This is a genomic window from Pseudoalteromonas luteoviolacea S2607, assembly GCF_001625575.1.
In the GTDB taxonomy this organism is placed as follows: Bacteria; Pseudomonadota; Gammaproteobacteria; order Enterobacterales; family Alteromonadaceae; genus Pseudoalteromonas; species Pseudoalteromonas luteoviolacea_E.
On sequence record NZ_AUXV01000067.1, the window covers coordinates 199,102 to 215,456 of the forward strand.

The 16,355-nt window shown below is 40.3% G+C and carries 15 protein-coding genes; all 15 read left to right on the top strand.

All coding sequences use genetic code 11. The features are described 5' to 3' along the window. Genes N480_RS21095 through N480_RS21165 form a run of 15 tightly spaced genes read left to right on the top strand, consistent with a single transcriptional unit; the run spans nt 1 to nt 16,241 of the window. The gene (locus N480_RS21095; RefSeq protein WP_063374413.1) at nt 1-924 is read left to right on the top strand and encodes a hypothetical protein; all 924 of its coding nucleotides are present in this window, start codon (nt 1-3) and stop codon (nt 922-924) included. After that, nucleotides 918-1,859 carry a GNAT family N-acetyltransferase gene (locus tag N480_RS21100; protein ID WP_063374414.1) on the top strand — a complete coding sequence of 314 codons (942 nt, stop codon included), beginning with the start codon at nt 918-920 and terminating at the stop codon, nt 1,857-1,859. The genes N480_RS21095 and N480_RS21100 overlap by 7 nt, the downstream gene beginning before the upstream one ends. After that, the gene (locus N480_RS21105; RefSeq protein ID WP_063374415.1) at nt 1,852-2,958 is read left to right on the top strand and encodes a DegT/DnrJ/EryC1/StrS family aminotransferase; all 1,107 of its coding nucleotides are present in this window, start codon (nt 1,852-1,854) and stop codon (nt 2,956-2,958) included. Before N480_RS21100 ends, N480_RS21105 begins: the two co-directional genes overlap by 8 nt. Nucleotides 2,959-2,962: 4 nt before the next feature. Beyond that, nucleotides 2,963-4,234 (top strand): O-antigen translocase, encoded by a 1,272-nt coding sequence (locus N480_RS21110; protein ID WP_063374416.1) that lies wholly within the window; start codon nt 2,963-2,965, stop codon nt 4,232-4,234. 17 nt (nt 4,235-4,251) lie between these two features. After that, nucleotides 4,252-5,181: a glycosyltransferase family A protein gene (locus tag N480_RS21115; RefSeq protein ID WP_063374417.1), complete on the top strand. Its 930-nt coding sequence runs from the start codon at nt 4,252-4,254 to the stop codon at nt 5,179-5,181. A gap of 7 nt (nt 5,182-5,188) precedes the next feature. Further along, a complete protein-coding gene (locus tag N480_RS21120; protein WP_063374418.1) occupies nt 5,189-6,412 on the top strand; it encodes a hypothetical protein in 1,224 nt (407 codons plus the stop codon). A gap of 21 nt (nt 6,413-6,433) precedes the next feature. Beyond that, complete coding sequence (locus tag N480_RS21125) at nt 6,434-7,276, top strand: glycosyltransferase family 2 protein (protein ID WP_063374419.1); 843 nt, start codon at nt 6,434-6,436, stop codon at nt 7,274-7,276. After that, nucleotides 7,276-8,406 carry an N-acetyl sugar amidotransferase gene (locus N480_RS21130; RefSeq protein ID WP_081225397.1) on the top strand — a complete coding sequence of 377 codons (1,131 nt, stop codon included), beginning with the start codon at nt 7,276-7,278 and terminating at the stop codon, nt 8,404-8,406. The genes N480_RS21125 and N480_RS21130 overlap by 1 nt, the downstream gene beginning before the upstream one ends. After that, nucleotides 8,403-9,026: an imidazole glycerol phosphate synthase subunit HisH gene (gene hisH, locus N480_RS21135; protein WP_063374420.1), complete on the top strand. Its 624-nt coding sequence runs from the start codon at nt 8,403-8,405 to the stop codon at nt 9,024-9,026. The genes N480_RS21130 and hisH overlap by 4 nt, the downstream gene beginning before the upstream one ends. After that, complete coding sequence (locus N480_RS21140; RefSeq protein ID WP_063374421.1) at nt 9,020-9,805, top strand: AglZ/HisF2 family acetamidino modification protein; 786 nt, start codon at nt 9,020-9,022, stop codon at nt 9,803-9,805. The genes hisH and N480_RS21140 overlap by 7 nt, the downstream gene beginning before the upstream one ends. A gap of 1 nt (nt 9,806) precedes the next feature. Next, nucleotides 9,807-11,945 (top strand): bi-domain-containing oxidoreductase, encoded by a 2,139-nt coding sequence (locus N480_RS21145; RefSeq protein WP_063374422.1) that lies wholly within the window; start codon nt 9,807-9,809, stop codon nt 11,943-11,945. Between the two features lie 38 nt (nt 11,946-11,983). Then, nucleotides 11,984-13,585, top strand: coding sequence for a heparinase II/III family protein (locus N480_RS21150; protein WP_231102295.1), 1,602 nt, complete (start codon nt 11,984-11,986; stop codon nt 13,583-13,585). Then, nucleotides 13,582-14,742 carry a glycosyltransferase family 4 protein gene (locus N480_RS21155; RefSeq protein ID WP_063374424.1) on the top strand — a complete coding sequence of 387 codons (1,161 nt, stop codon included), beginning with the start codon at nt 13,582-13,584 and terminating at the stop codon, nt 14,740-14,742. Before N480_RS21150 ends, N480_RS21155 begins: the two co-directional genes overlap by 4 nt. Before the next feature lie 5 nt (nt 14,743-14,747). Next, nucleotides 14,748-15,683 carry a UDP-glucose 4-epimerase family protein gene (locus N480_RS21160; RefSeq protein WP_063374425.1) on the top strand — a complete coding sequence of 312 codons (936 nt, stop codon included), beginning with the start codon at nt 14,748-14,750 and terminating at the stop codon, nt 15,681-15,683. Between the two features lie 9 nt (nt 15,684-15,692). Further along, on the top strand, nt 15,693-16,241 hold the full coding sequence (locus N480_RS21165) for a sugar transferase (RefSeq protein ID WP_063374426.1): 549 nt from the start codon (nt 15,693-15,695) through the stop codon (nt 16,239-16,241). The last annotated feature ends 114 nt before the right edge of the window (nt 16,242-16,355 follow it).

Here is a 16,355-nt window from a genome sequence, read left to right on the forward strand (position 1 = left end):
ATGAAATGGAAAAAACTTGGCCTCATTTTTGACGGCAAAAGCAATGTAGAGTGGCACGCAGATAGTGCCCTTACACCGACACCCTTCAAACTAAATGACGAAGTTATCAGAGTTTACGCGGGTTTTCGCGATGCTCAAGGCGCATCAAGAATTGGCTATGTGGACGTATTAATAAGCGATCCTACAAAAGTAGTTAAAGTTTCAGATAAGCCGTGCTTGGACTTAGGTGAAAATGGCTGTTTTGACGATAATGGTGTGATTTTAGGTGATGTTGTTCGACATGGCTCAGAAATTCGAATGTACTATGTTGGTTTTCAACTCGTTAAAAAAGCCAAGTTTTTAGCTTATTCAGGGTTAGCCGTCAGCCATGATGGTGGGGAAACTTTCGAAAGAGTTAAACAAACCCCAATTCTAGATAGAAGTGACGATGGTTTAACTATCAATGCTATTCATACCGCGCTTTATGAAAATGGAGTATGGAGATTTTGGTATGCAGCTGGTTCAGGTTGGGAAAACATCAATGGTGTTGACTACCCGCAATACCATATTAAATACACTGAATCTCAAGATGGCATCAATTTTTCGCATGATAGACTAAGTGTATTGTGTGTAGATAATGAAGGCACTGAATACCGTATTGGTAGGCCGTCCGTCTACAAACTGGATTCTGGTTATCTGATGTTTTATACCAAAGGTAGCACCAGTGGTGAAGATTATTACCCAGGTGTCGCGTATTCTGACGATGGCATTACTTGGCAGCGAAGAGATCAAGAGTTTGGACTAGAGCTTTCAAGCGATGGTTTTGATTCGAGACACCTTTGTTACCCACGACTAATCAATGTGGGAGATAAAGTCCTTTGTTTCTATAATGGTAACGATATGGGCAAGCATGGATTTGGGTTAGCGGAGTTAGAATCATGGTAAGTTGTAGAAGATATAACCCAGAAGATCTGGCTACTTGGAACAGTTTTATTCAAAACAGTAAAATGAATGCTTTCTTCTTTTTAAGAAGCTTCATGGACTATCATTCGGATAGATTTGATGATCACTCGGTTATGTTTTACGACGAAGGGCAGTTAATTGCTGTTTTACCTGCGAATCAAAACCAAGATCAACTAGTTAGCCATGGCGGTTTAACCTTTGGTGGGCTAGTACTGAGCAGAAAGCTTCGCTCGAATAAAGTTGCAGAGATCCTGACTAGCCTAAAAGAGTATTTATTAGGTTGTAACATTACTAGTGTCATATACAAAGCTTCACCACATTTCATGCATGACTTGCCTTCTGAAGAGGATGTATACTTCCTGTTCAATGATGGCGCTCAGTTAATTCGCAGGGATCTTACGAGTATTATATATAATGGCCGTAAGTTAAAGTTATCAAAAGGGCGCAAAGCTCTGATCAGTAAAGCTCGCGGCAATGGCGTTGTTATTACAGAGTCCGACGACATTACTGGTTTTTATGGATTGTTAAGTGGTGCACTAGAGAAGCACGGTGTGAAACCGGTTCATTCAGTTGAAGAGCTGGAGATGCTGAAAGAAAGGCACCCAAAAAATATAAAGCTATATATTGCTGAAGAAAATGGTAAAGCATTGGCAGGCGCGTTGATGTTTAACTTTGATTCAGTAGAACACACTCAATACCTTGCAACTTCAGATGAAGGCAAGACTGTGGGTGCGCTTGATTTATTGATAGGAACGTTGATTGAGCGTTTCCATGAAGGAGAAAGTCGAGTATTTAGTTTTGGTATTTCTACTGAGAATGCAGGGAAATACTTAAACGAAGGGTTGTTATCCCAAAAGGAAGGGTTCGGTGCTAGAAGCGCTGTAATTGACTTTTATGAGTGGAATTTAAATGGTTAGTTTTTTAGATCTGAAGTCGTTAAACGCACAATATAAAGAAGAGTTAAAAGAAGCTTGTAGTCGTGTTATTGACTCTGGGTGGTATGTTCAAGGCCCAGAATTTAAAGCTTTTGAAAAAGAATTTGCAGAGTATTGCGGTACTCAACAGGCAATTGGTGTTGGTAATGGCCTTGATGCACTTATCTTAACGCTAAGAGCGTGGAAAGAGCTAGGCAAATTGCAAGACGGCGATGAAGTTATTGTTCAGGGCAACACCTATATTGCTTCAGTGTTAGCGATAACGGAGAATAATTTGGTGCCGGTATTTGCTGAGCCAAACCCTGAAAGCTTTAACTTAGATGCACAAGGCATAAAAGCGGTTCTGACAGAAAAAACCAAAGTCATTCTTCCGGTGCACTTGTATGGTGCGCTTAGCCCAATGCAAGAAATCATGGAGGTGGCAAAAGAGCACAACCTACTAGTGCTTGAAGACTGTGCTCAGGCGCATGGCGCTCAAGAAGCTGAGCACAAGGCGGGTGCTTGGGGTGATGCTGGTGCATTTAGTTTTTATCCTGGTAAAAACTTAGGTGCTCTAGGCGACGGCGGTGCTGTGACGACTAACGATCCTGAGCTGGCTGCAATGATCAGAGCGTTATCGAATTACGGCAGTGAAGAGAAGTATGTGCACAGATATCAGGGGGTTAATAGTCGCCTTGATGAAATGCAAGCTGCTATGTTGAGAGTTAAGCTGAGACATTTGGATCGTGAGATTGAAAATAGACGCAATGTCGCTAACAGTTACAAAGCGGGCATTAATAACCCACACATTGAACTGCCTATTTATGAAGAAACTGAGCGTCACGTTTTCCATTTGTTTGTTATCAAAACAGAATTACGTGAGCAGTTACAGCAGCATCTACTTAATTCAGGTATTCAAACGCTTATTCACTACCCTACTGCGCCGCATAAGCAAGGGGCATATAAGCAATATAATGATTTGACGTTACCAATTTCAGAAAAGTTGCACGAGCAAGTTTTAAGCTTACCAGTTAGCTCGGTCATGTCTGAAGAGCAAATTCAGGCTGTGATTCAAAGCTGCAATAATTTCTCTGTAGAGTAAGGTCATGACTCTTTTAAAGACTAGCTTTTTAAATGGTATTGCTGTCGTTGTTAAGATGATCACTTTGCTGATCATCAACAAGGTGCTCGCAACTTTTGTTGGTCCAGCGGGCTACGCAACCATCGGCCAATTTCATAATGCTGTTCAGATGGTAACGGCAATAGCCAGTGGCGCAATACAAAATAGCGTTACAAAGTATACTGCCGAATATGTAGACGACTTTGAAGCTCAGAAGCAGTTGTGGAAAACAGCTGGCATGCTTTCTGTCATATGTGCACTTGTGTGCGCGGTAATTCTCATCTTGTTGAAAGATGTTTTGGCCGTAGCATTACTGAAAGATGAGTCGCTAAGCTCGGTATTTGTATGGTTTGCTATTACGCTAGTCTTTTTCGTATTCAATGCGCTGCTACTGGCAATAATAAACGGTAAGAAAGAAATTCCAAGCTACGTTGCAGCAAATATTTGCGGCAGTATCATATCGCTGGTGATCACCATAGCGTTATCGATGTCTCTTGGCTTATACGGTGCGTTACTGTCTTTAGCGATATATCAGTCAGTGAGCTTTTTTGCCACGCTATTCATTATTTTAAGATTGGATTGGTTTAAGATATCTTTCTTGATTGGTCGTTTAGACCCAAAAATTGCTAAGAATATCTCGATGTTTTCTCTAATGGCAATTACAACTGCTATTTGTTCTCCAATTACACAAATGTTGGTAAGAGAACATATCGGGACGACAATTGGCTGGGTTGAAGCAGGGTATTGGGAAGCTCTAATGCGGCTCAGTGCAGCATACCTCATGTTTGTAACAACTACGCTTGCAGTCTACTTCTTACCTAAGTTTTCTGAACTTGATAACTATGCGGACATCAAAAAAGAGCTGTTCAATGGCTATAAACTGATTTTACCAGCTGTTGCCATTATGGGTGTTGGCATATATCTGTTTAGGGACTTTATCGTACATCTGCTATTTACGGAAGAGTTCTCACCGATCACAGAGCTACTCGCAATTCAATTAATCGGTGATACGTTAAAAATAGGAAGTTGGGTTGTCGCGTACCTAATGATAGGTAAGGCAATGTTCAGGCTTTTCATTGGGACAGAGATGTTTTTCTCAGCATCTTTTTATGGATTTATTGTCTACTTCACAAACCAACTTGGTATAGAAGGTGCGGTGTTAGGGTATACAGTAAATTACTTCTTTTATTGGCTAGTAATTCTTGTACTGGTAATGCTCAATTTAAAGAACAATTTGTTTTTAAGCGCAAAAGCATAAGTACTCTTGAGGTTGTGATGCGACAAAAATTAAAAAAAGTAAGTGTACTTATGCTTGCTTATAACCACGGTAAGTTTATTTTGGACGCCATACAAAGCGTTGAGAAAAACATATCGGATAAGTTTGAGCTAGAAATCATCGTACTTGACGATGGATCTAGTGATAATACAGTGGATGTTGTTAAAACTTATATGGAAGATCCAAAAGTTGAAATAAAACTAATTGAAAATGAACATCAGGGTATACACGCAATTGCAAAAAACCTAAATACGCTGATACGCGCATCTTCTGGTGATTTCATATGCTTCTTGACCTCTGATGATATGTTTACTGAAAACCGTTTTGAGCAGCAATTAGAAATGATGGAGCAGGACCTCGATGTTGTGCTTTGTTATGCAAACGGCTCAAATATCATTAATGGTGTGAACTCCGGCTTAGTTCATAAAAAAGTAGATCTGAAACTGCTTGAGAAAAAATGCACCGACAGCATGTATGAATATGTAACGACCTGCGTGCCAAGCCTATTTGTTCAATCGGCTCTAATTAGAAAGAGCTTTGTATCTGATATGGATGAAGTGTACGACGAATCCTTAATTGCTGATGACTGGGTGCTTAATATTAGGCTGTTCAATAAAATGCAGAAAGAGTCGAAGAAGTTTGACTTTATTGATAAGCCTGTCTTTTTAAGAATTCTTCACGGTGGGAATACGTCTTCGAATCTGCCAGTTCACTTTGAACGAGTCGTACAGGTTATTAATAAGTACTGCCGTTCACCAGAGAAACTATACGCCAAAACTATTTCGGAGTTTTTTATACTCGCGCTATTGCAAGGCAAGGTTGGTCTGGCTTTTAAGTTTGTTTCAAAGCTAGGGTTTAAAATAAATTTATTTGGATACTATGTGTACTATCTATTTAATTTATTTTTCCTCAAGCTGAAAAGGAATTAGACCTGTAATGATTGCGGACAGAAGCCAAAACGAGCAGTTGTTTATTACACTGTTATTTGTATTTTTTAACTACTATAACCCGTTCTCTGTTGTTCTGACATTGGCAGTGAATACTGGGTTACTCGTAATCTTTCTGTTTTTTAACTATAGAAAGCGTGGCATTTCTGTTGGTCAAGAAGGCTTTGTAATTTACATTTCAGCGTTTGTTCTCTTTTGGACATTGGCGATAATGTTTTTGAGAATGGGAACGGATCTGTATGTACTAGGCAAGTACACGCGTGTATTTATAGCGACCCTGTACATATTTATGCTCTGCGCACTTATAAACATTACACCGCATACTTTGAGGAGAGTGCTGAGTGTTATCTTCTTTTTACATTTATTAGCGGTTATAGCTCAGACTGTTTTTCCATCAATCAATATTGCGATGGCAAACGTATTTGGTATGTCCAACTCATCAGAGTTCTTTTTAGAATATAAAAATAGAAAGATGGGGTTGTCGTCAAGTTTTGATACAGCTTCGCTTATTTCAGTTGCAGCAATGGTGTTTTACTTTATAAACTATCAAGTTTTTAGAAATAAGTATTATCTGCTGTTAATTGTTTTGGCGTGTTTTTGCTGGACGATGTCATCTCGTACTGGGATGGTTTTAGGCGCGTTATTCTTTGTGTACTTTGCAGCTTCCACCTTCAATACTTCTAAAGGGTGGGAGAAAATGCTAGCGATTGTTTTGGCTGGTGCCGTTTTATATGCCGGTTATCAGGTACTTTTGCCTATTTTTGCACATACTTTTGAACTAAATATCGCCACTGCAGGTGAATCCCAGGTGACCGTGGAGTACGGGACGAGAGGTACTTTAGATACCTTACTTGGAGATCACTTAGCAGTTTTATTTAATATTAACTTTATCGAAGCCGTATTGGGTTTGGGATTGGACCCGGATGGTACGGATATTGGGTATGTTAAACTTATTTTTCATGTAGGAATAATTGGAACAATTGCCATTTTGCTTCTATATTTCCGTTCATTGATAAATGCATATAACATATCCAAAAGAACTGAAGATACGGACGTTTATATACTTTCTCGCTTCCTTGGAATCTACATACTATTGCTATTCATTATGAATTACAAAAGTCTAGAAATATACAGCCGAGGGGCACACGAAATGCTGTTGATAGTTGCTTTCGCACTGTTTCGGTCTGAACGTATAAGAACAGAAAATAACTAGGTAATTAATAACGGTTTGGCAATGTCGAATATAATTTTTGTTTTTACCAATTTTAACAATAGCGACTTTACGGAAAAGGCTCTTAAGTCTATTCAAAGTTCTGATGCATGTGATGAACCTGTAATCGTTGTTGACAATGGCTCTAAAGAAATAGAAGTCAATAAACTCAAAGAACTCGAAAAGCAGTTCAGCAATTTAACTGTTATATACAACAGAGAGAACCTTGGGTATTTTGCTGGCCTTAATGCAGGCATAAAGGAAGCCCGAGAGTTGCCAAGTTATACCCCAAAAACGGTACTCGTTGTCGGCAACAATGATCTGCTGTTTGACAAAGCTTTTAAACAGCAAATATTCGCTGATGAAACCTTGTTAGAACGCTACCCAGTCATTAGCCCCAACATCAGAATGCTTGATGGTACGCAGCAAAACCCACACGTTATTGAAAAGATTAGTAAGGTGAGGGAGTTCATATACGATATCTATCATACTCACTACTTATTTGCAGGAATGATAGTCAAACTGGCTCAGTTAACGCATTCATTTACTGATCGTAAAGATGAAGAGCAGTTCGATGTTGAACAAGAAATTTATCAAGGGTATGGCGCATGTTACTTGCTAACGGCAAAATACTTTGAATTATTTGATGGGTTGCCTACCGATACATTCCTTATGTATGAAGAGTTTTTCTTAGCTAAACAGCTGAGAAGTAAAGGGTTCCAATTTTACTATCGCCCAACCATCAAAATTCAGCACTATTGCCATGCCTCTACAGGCTTGATACCGGGCAAGTTAAAGTGGCAATATTCGAAAAAAGCACACAAAGAATATAGAAAATACGTCAAGGTATGGAGCAAAGAATACTAATGGCACATCAAGTTTGCACAAATTGTGTCATGGACACAACGGATTCAAAAATCACTTTTGACGAGAATGGAGTTTGTGATCATTGTACAACTTTTTACAATGATATTGAGCCTAATTGGCACACAGATGAAAAGGGATGGGCAGAGATCACGAAGATTGCTGCTGATATTAAAAAAGAAGGCGAAGGCAAAGAGTTCGATTGTATTATTGGCATGAGTGGCGGTATCGACAGCTCATATTTAGTTTACTTAGCAAAAGAAAAACTAGGTCTAAGGCCGCTGGTATTTCACGTTGACGCAGGCTGGAACTCTCAGCAAGCTGTTCATAATATTGAGCAGATAGTAGATCGCCTTGGCTTAGATCTTTATACAGAAGTGATCGATTGGGAAGAAATGAAAGATTTACAGCTTTCTTTCTTCAAAGCGGGTGTTTCTCACACTGATACACCGCAAGATCACGCGTTTTTCGCCACGATGTATAAGTTCGCGTCAAAGCATAAAATCAAGCATATTTTAACTGGTGGTAACTATTCTACAGAGTGTATCCGCAACCCACTAGAGTGGATGTACTTCCAGTCGGACTCTCGTCAAATTAAAGATATTCAGAAAAAGTTTGGCACTAAAAAGCTTAAAAACTTCCCACTGACGAATATTTTATGGCACAAAGTGTACTTGCCGTACATCAAGGGGATTAAGCTTTATAGACCTCTCGACTTTATGCCTTATGACAAAGAAGAAGCAACGCAGTTTTTAGTAGACAACTATGGATACCAGCGTTACGCACAAAAACACTTTGAGTCACGTTTCACTCGCTTTTATGAAGCTTATTGGCTTTATGAAAAATTTGGCTATGACACCCGAAAAGTTCAGTACTCTAGCTTAATCGTGACGGGCCAAATGACAAGGGAAGACGCGCTCGAAAAATTGAAAAAGCCACCATATGATCCTGAAACAATCGATGATGATTTTAGCTATATTGCCAATAAGCTAGGTATCACGACAGATGAACTCAGAGGGTACCTTGAAGCACCAAATAAGACTTACAAAGATTATAAGAATCAACAGTCTATTTATGATTTAGGTGCAAAAGTGATGAGAAGGCTAGGTCTTGAAAAAGGCGGCAAGAGATGATCGCGATAGTAGATTATGGCTCTGGCAATATTCAAGCCATTCAAAATATATTTACTAAGCTAAAAATAGAAACGTTCTTTGCCAGTACTCCTGAAGACTTAGAACGAGCTGACAAGATAATTTTGCCAGGTGTTGGGGCATTTGACGAAGCTATGACACAGCTTGAAAAGTCAGGTATGAGAGCGGCGCTTGACCATTTTGCGATGGTAGAAAAGAAGCCAGTCTTAGGGATTTGTGTTGGCTTGCAAGTTATGGCTAAAAGTAGTGATGAAGGGGAGTTGCCCGGACTTGGTTGGTTTGACGCGTCGGTTAAAAAGTTTGATGAGTCTAAAATTAATTTTAAGCCCAAGCTACCGCACATGGGCTGGAATGAAATTGAGCCAACGGAAGCACATCCTCTACTGAGTAATATTGACTGTGAAAAAGGGTTTTACTTTATTCACTCTTATTACTTTGAAGCGCACGACGAGAAAGATGTACTCATTAAAGCACATTATGGTGATGACTTTTGTTGTGCCGTAAGAAAAGACAATATTTTTGGGTTCCAATTCCATCCAGAAAAAAGCCACTCTAATGGTATTAACTTATTTAAGAATTTTGCTGAGTTTTCATTATGTTGAGATCAAGAGTATCCCCATGTTTGCTCGTCCATAACAAAGGGCTAGTTAAAACTGTAAAGTTTAAAGATTCGAAATATGTTGGGGACCCGATTAACGCCGTCAAAATCTTTAATGAGAAAGAAGTCGATGAACTGATCGTGTTAGACATCGACGCAACGGTTGAAAACAAGTCGCCTGATTACCAAATGATCAAGCACCTTGCTAATGAGAGCAGAATGCCGCTGTGTTATGGCGGGGGTATTAAAACTCCTCAACAAGCGCAAGAAATTATTAAACTGGGTGTTGAAAAAGTAGCGATTTCAAGCGAGGCATTGAGCAATCCTTCTGTGCTTCGAGAAATGGCTGACATTATCGGCAAACAAAGTGTCGTTGTCGTTTTAGATGTCAAAAAGACTTTGTTTGGCAGTTATGAGATTTACACTCATAACGGTAAGAAAAAAGTAAAAAAGAAACTTGAGCAAGTTATATCTGAGTTAGAAGAAATTGGGATTGGTGAGCTCGTCATCAACTCAATAGATCAAGATGGAATGATGAAAGGCTACGATATGAAGTTAGCCGAAAAGGTGCGAGATCTAGCTAGTGTGCCATTGACAATCCTTGGTGGTGCCGGTTCACCGGAAGACATCTTAAAGCTGATTGAAAAGTTTAAAGTCATTGGCGCTTCTGCCGGGAGCCTCTTTGTCTTTAAAGGTGTTTATAAAGCAGTGTTAATCAATTACTTAACGCAAGATGCTCTAGCTAAGATCAGAAAGATCGCACGTTCACAATTAGGAAAGTAACATGAAACAAATTCTTCAGGATATGGCGAAAGGCGGCTCGTCAATTGTTGAGGCGCCTGCTCCAAAAGCAACAAAAAACCATGTAGTTATTAATACGACTACAACGCTAATTTCTGCAGGTACAGAAAGGATGCTGGTGGATTTTGGTAAAGCGAATTTAATCGATAAGGCCCGTTCACAGCCAGATAAAGTAAAAATGGTGCTCGAAAAGGTTCAGACAGATGGTTTGATGACGACTGTTGATGCAGTGAAGTCAAAACTGGCTCAGCCGTTACCATTAGGGTATTGCAATGTCGGTGTTGTTGAGCAAGCAGGAAATGGCGCTGATGCATTTAAGGCGGGTGACCGCGTTGTATCTAATGGTCCTCACGCTGATGTTGTACGAGTTTCTAAAAACCTTGTTGCTAAAATTCCAGAGAATGTTTCAGATGAAGAAGCGGCATTTACTGTCGTGGCAAGTATCGGCCTACAAGGCATTCGTCTTGCAAATCCTACAATGGGTGAGTCATTTGTTGTAACAGGTGTTGGTTTAATAGGCTTGCTGACAGTACAGATGCTTCGTGCACAAGGGTGCAGAGTACTCGCTATCGATTTTGATCAAGCTAAACTGGATATGGCGAAAGAGTTTGGCGCAGAAATTTGCAACCCTGGGTTGGGAGAAGACCCAGTAGCCGCTGGTATGGCATTTAGCCGAGGAAACGGTATTGATGGTGTCATTATTACTGCGTCTACTAAGTCAAATGATCCTGTTACGCAAGCCGCTAGAATGAGCCGTAAGCGAGGCCGAATTATTTTGGTTGGTGTTACGGGGTTGGAGCTTAGTCGAGCAGACTTTTATGAAAAAGAGTTAACTTTCCAGGTATCTTGTTCTTATGGTCCAGGTCGCTATGATCCAAATTATGAAGACAAGGGCAACGACTACCCACTGCCGTTTGTTAGGTGGACTGAGCAGAGAAACTTTGAAGCCATTTTAGATATGATGTCTGGTGGCCAGCTTGACGTAAAATCTCTCATCACACATAGAATTTTATTTGAAAATGCGACTGAGGCCTATGATTTATTGACCAGCGATAAGTCAGCACTGGGTATATTGCTCCAGTATGGTTCAGCTACTGAATCTCGTCATACTTCAAAAGTGGTATTGCACCCTCAGGTTGAATATACAGCTGGAGAGCCGATCATCGGATTTGTAGGTGCTGGCAACTATGCGTCTAGGGTACTGATCCCCGCGTTCAAAAATGCTGGAGCTCAGCTGCATAGCATCTCGACATCAGGTGGAATTAACGGTGTTATTCATGGTAATCAGGCAGGGTTTAAAGAAGCGACAACCGACACTGATGCGTTGATTGAAAGCGATGAGATTAACACAGTGGCGATTGTAACACGCCACAATAGCCATGCTCACTTTGTAAAGCAGTCTCTGCTTGCTGGTAAAAATGTATTTGTAGAAAAGCCTTTGGCAATTACATATGAAGAGCTTAATGGTGTTGAGGCTGCATATGAAGAGGCGTCACAGTCTTCCAACCCTCCGAAATTAATGGTTGGATTTAATCGTCGATTTGCGCCGCAAATTCAAAAAATTAAATCTCTGATTGATCCGATTAAAGGTCCGAAATCTTTCATTATGACAATGAATGCTGGCAGTATCCCAGCAGATCATTGGACTCAAGACATCAATGTCGGTGGTGGCAGAATTATAGGAGAGGCATGCCACTTTGTTGATCTTATGAGATTCCTTGTGGGCAGTGAAATTGTATCTGTTCAAGCTCGTAGAATGGGTGATAGTGACGCTGTTGACATCACAGAAGACAAAGCTGCTATTATTCTCGGTTTTGCAGATGGTTCTTTTGGCACAATCCATTATTACGCAAATGGCGCCGCTAGTTTCCCTAAAGAGCGCATAGAAGTGTTTGCTGATGGCAAAGTACTGCAACTGGATAACTTTGTAAAATTAAAAGGGTTTGGTTTCAAAGGGTTTAAGAAAATGAACCTTTGGAAGCAGGATAAAGGCCAAAACTTATGTTCTCAGTTGTTCTTGGATTCTATTCGCGAAGGCAAAAGCGCACCCATTGATATTAAAGAAATTTTTGAAGTTGCAAAGGTATCAATAGATATAGCAGAGCAACTTAGACAACAATGATTAAGCAAGTAGAAAGGTTTCTTAAGATATTTCACACTGTGAAGTATCTTAAGTTTAAACAAGTATATTACAGAGCTTATTACAAATTTAGAAAACCTAAGCCTGCAGAGTGTGGTCAGCCACATAGTGCGTCATGGCAGTGGTCGGGTCCATTGCTGAACAAGCAAAGCATCTTTAGCGAGACTGAAGTTCTGTTTTTAAATCAAAAGGGTAAGGTTACATGCTCTGATGATTGGAATTGTGACAGTAAACCTAAGCTATGGTTATATAACCTGCACTATTTTGATGACTTGAGTGCTCGCAATGGCTCCGAACGGTGTCAACTGCATCATCAGTTTATTGAGAAATGGATTGAAGACAACCCTCCTTGTCATGGGAATGGGTGGGAGCCATACCCGGTTTCACTGCGATTAGTGAATTGGGTTAAGTGGTGCAGCGTTCAAGCTGAAGTGCCACCAATGTATCTCAAGAGTATGCTCGAGCAAGCAAATGTACTGACTCAGCAATTGGAGTACCATATTCTTGGTAACCACCTGTTTGCGAATGCAAAAGCGTTAACTTTTGTCGGTGCCTATTTGCAAGGAGAAAACTCTGCGCAATTGCTTGCACACGGTATCAAATTACTTAATGAAGAGTTGGCTGAGCAATTCTTGGAAGACGGCGCGCATTTTGAGCTTTCTCCAATGTATCACGAGATCTTATTATGGGATTTACTTGAACTGATTGACTTGGCTAATACGAGCCAGTGCAGTGAGTTAATAGAGTGCCTACCTGAGTGGACCAAAATTGCCGAAAAAGCTTTGTTTTGGCTACGATCTATGGTGCATGATGACGGTGAAGTGAGCTTTTTTAATGATGCTGCGATGGGGATTGCAATGCCTCCACAGCAAATTTTTGCGTATGCACACTCCTTAGGACTGAAAAGCACTCAGGCTGAGCAGCAATTGATCACAAACAAAAATAGCGGCTATAGTCGCGCTTCGTTTGCAGACTATACAGTTATATTCGACCACGCAAATGTAGGGCCTGATTATTTGCCCGGTCATGCACATGCTGATACTTTGAGTTTTGAATTATCCATGGGCAAGCAGCGGGTTTTCGTCAACTCTGGCACTTCCTTATATGGTACCAGCGTGGAGCGCGTCAGGCAGCGACAAACAGCGGCTCACAATACGGTTTCGGTCGCCGGTATGGATTCATCACAGGTTTGGTCTGGGTTCAGAGTGGCAAAGCGTGCTTATGCACAACTAGATAAAGTCAACAATTCGGGGCAGCAAGTGCAGCTTGTAGCCAGTCATAATGGTTACATGCAGCAAAGCCCAAAAGTTACACATACTAGAGCTTTAGATTGTGCACCTGATAGTTTGGTTATCAATGATACGTTGTCAAAAGAGGTTCCTGCTTGTTTTCATCTGCATCTCCATCCTGAGGTGGATGTCATAAAACTTTCAGAGAGTGAACTTAAAATAATGCATGGTAACGAATTACTCTGTGTATTTATTAGCACTGAGCCCTTAGTGATTAAAGACAGCTCTTGGCACCCTGAATTTGGCAAAACAATCGCAAATAAGAAAATTGAAATAGCGTTTGCTAGTGGTCACTTAAGAACAGAAATTAAACAGATTAAGAGGGACTCGTGAGAATACTGGTTTTATCATTTTACTTTAAACCAGACCTGTGTGCTGGATCATTTAGGACGACTGCTTTAGTGGAGCAATTAAAGCAGCAAGCAGGCGTTGAGGTTGATGTTGTCACAACAATGCCTAACCGGTATGCCAGTTTTAATGAAGGTGCAAAAACGGAAGAAGTTGAAGGCAACGTAAGAATACGACGTATAAGCCTGCCTTCACATGAAAGCGGCATGTTAGACCAGATTAAGTCTTTCAAAACTTTTTATCAGCAGGCAAAAAAGTTGGTAAAAAATGAAGATTATGATGTGGTTTTTGCAACGAGTTCAAGATTGTTTACAGCGTTTTTAGGTGCACGAGTGGCGAAGAGCAAGAAGGCTCCATTGTATCTAGATATACGCGATATATTTGTTGATACGATTAAAGATGTGTTGTCCCCCAAGGTTGTTTTGGTTCTAAAACCAATACTCTCTGCGATTGAAAAATACACTTTTTCTTCGGCAAAACATATTAATCTGGTATCAAAAGGGTTTGCCGGGTATTTTAATGCGCGCTACTCAAAGGTTAACTATTCTTGGTTTACAAATGGAATAGATGGTGAGTTTTTGGACTTGCCGACGGCCAGTAATGAGGCTGCATCTAATGAGAGTTCCAAACGCCTTGTTTACGCAGGTAATATTGGTGAGGGGCAAGGATTACATACGATCCTTCCAGAGTTTGCCAGCTCAGTAAATAAAGATATTCAGATTAGTGTAATTGGAGATGGTGGCCGAAAGCAGCAATTGGTTGACAGTATCTCTGATTTAACAAACTTAGAATTGTTACCCCCGGTAAACAGGCAAGAATTAATCGAAGAGTACTTAAGCGCAGATATTCTCTTTTTACACTTAAATGATTACCCAGCTTTTGAGAAAGTGCTTCCTTCCAAGATATTTGAGTATGCCGCAACGGGGAAGCCAATTTTAGCCGGTGTTTCCGGGTACGCTGCTGAATTTATAAAATCAGAAGTTTCTAATGCTGAAGTTTTTTACCCTGGTGATCATAAAGGTGCAGTAGAAGCATTGAATAAGTTAGAGTTGGCGCACACTGATAGAAGTGCTTTCATTGGAAAATATACCAGAGCAAACATAATGAAGGACATGAGTAACTCTATCGTGGAGTTAGGGTAGTTATCATGAGTAAGATTTTAATTACTGGCTATTCAGGATTTGTGGGTGGTCACTTATTAAATGCACTAGGCACTTTAGAAAATGTTAATTTACTTGGACGCTCCACACCTCCAAAATGTCATCGACATTTAAAAGCAAGTATCGACCCTCATTCCGATTATTCGTCGGTGTTACAGAGCGTTGATGCTGTTGTACACATCGCGGCTCGTGTACATGTGATGAGTGATACCGCGCAGAACCCGCTGGAAGAATTTAGACTAGTTAACACTGCAGGGACTCTTAATCTCGCGAGACAAGCTGCGAAGGCTGGTGTGAAACGCTTTGTATTTGTGAGCTCAATTAAAGTAAATGGCGAAAGCACGACTGAAAAACAAGCTTATAGTGCTATGGATAAACCAAGTCCAGAAGACCCATATGGTGTATCCAAGGCTGAAGCCGAAGAACAGTTGCTAGCCTTGAGTAAAGAAGTTGGTATAGAAGTCGTCATCATTCGCCCACCGCTGGTTTATGGCGAAGGTGTTAAAGCTAACTTTGCATCTTTGATGAAACTCGTTGGCAAAGGCCTCCCTTTGCCATTTAGAGCGATCAACAAGAATAAACGGAGCTTAGTGTCCGTATATAATTTAGTCGACCTGATTAAAGTATGTATTGATCATCCTAATGCGGCTGGACAAATTTTCTTGGTAAGTGATGGCGAGGATGTGTCGACAGCTGAGATGGTTGCAATGATGGCTAAAGTACAAGAAAAACCGAATTTATCTATCCCAATACCTAATTGGTGTTTTAAAATGGCAGGTAAATTTTTCTCAAAAGAAGACATTGTCGATAGATTGACTGGGTCTTTGCAAGTAGATATAACACATACAAAAAATACGCTTAGCTGGTGCCCACCATATTCGATGGAACATGGGTTTCGATTGGCATGTAAGCAGAAAAACTAGGAAATCAACATGATTCGCATACTCGATTTTTTCTTCGCACTGTTCGGCTTGCTATTTGCCTTGCCGTTTTTGGTTATTTTATATGTAATTGGCCTGTTTGACACGGGCTCACCTATCTTCACTCAAGAAAGAGTGGGTCGTAATAAAAAGCCATTTACGCTGGTGAAGTTTAGAACCATGAAGGTAGATACTGCGTCTGTTGCTAGCCATTTAGCGAGTACCTCTTCAATTACGCCATTTGGTGGGTTTCTTCGTAAAACCAAACTAGATGAATTACCGCAACTTTGGAATGTATTAAAAGGTGAAATGAGTCTGGTAGGCCCGCGTCCGGGGCTCTTCAATCAAGAAGAATTAACTAAGGCAAGAGATGCTAAACGAGTGTTTGATGTAAGACCTGGCATTACTGGCTTGTCTCAGGTGAATGAAATAGATATGTCTACACCCGAGCTACTAGCAAAAACAGATAGACAAATGTTAGACACATTAAACCTTGCTAATTACTTTAAGTACATTTTAATGACTGTAAGCGGAAAAGGTAGCGGAGACCGCGTTAAGTAATACAATAAGTGGTCATAATATTGACAGCTTGTTAAGCACTGCTAAATGACAGTTGGCAGTTTATTGTGTATCATTTTAAAAGTAACTCATCGATAATAAGATGTATATTAGTTC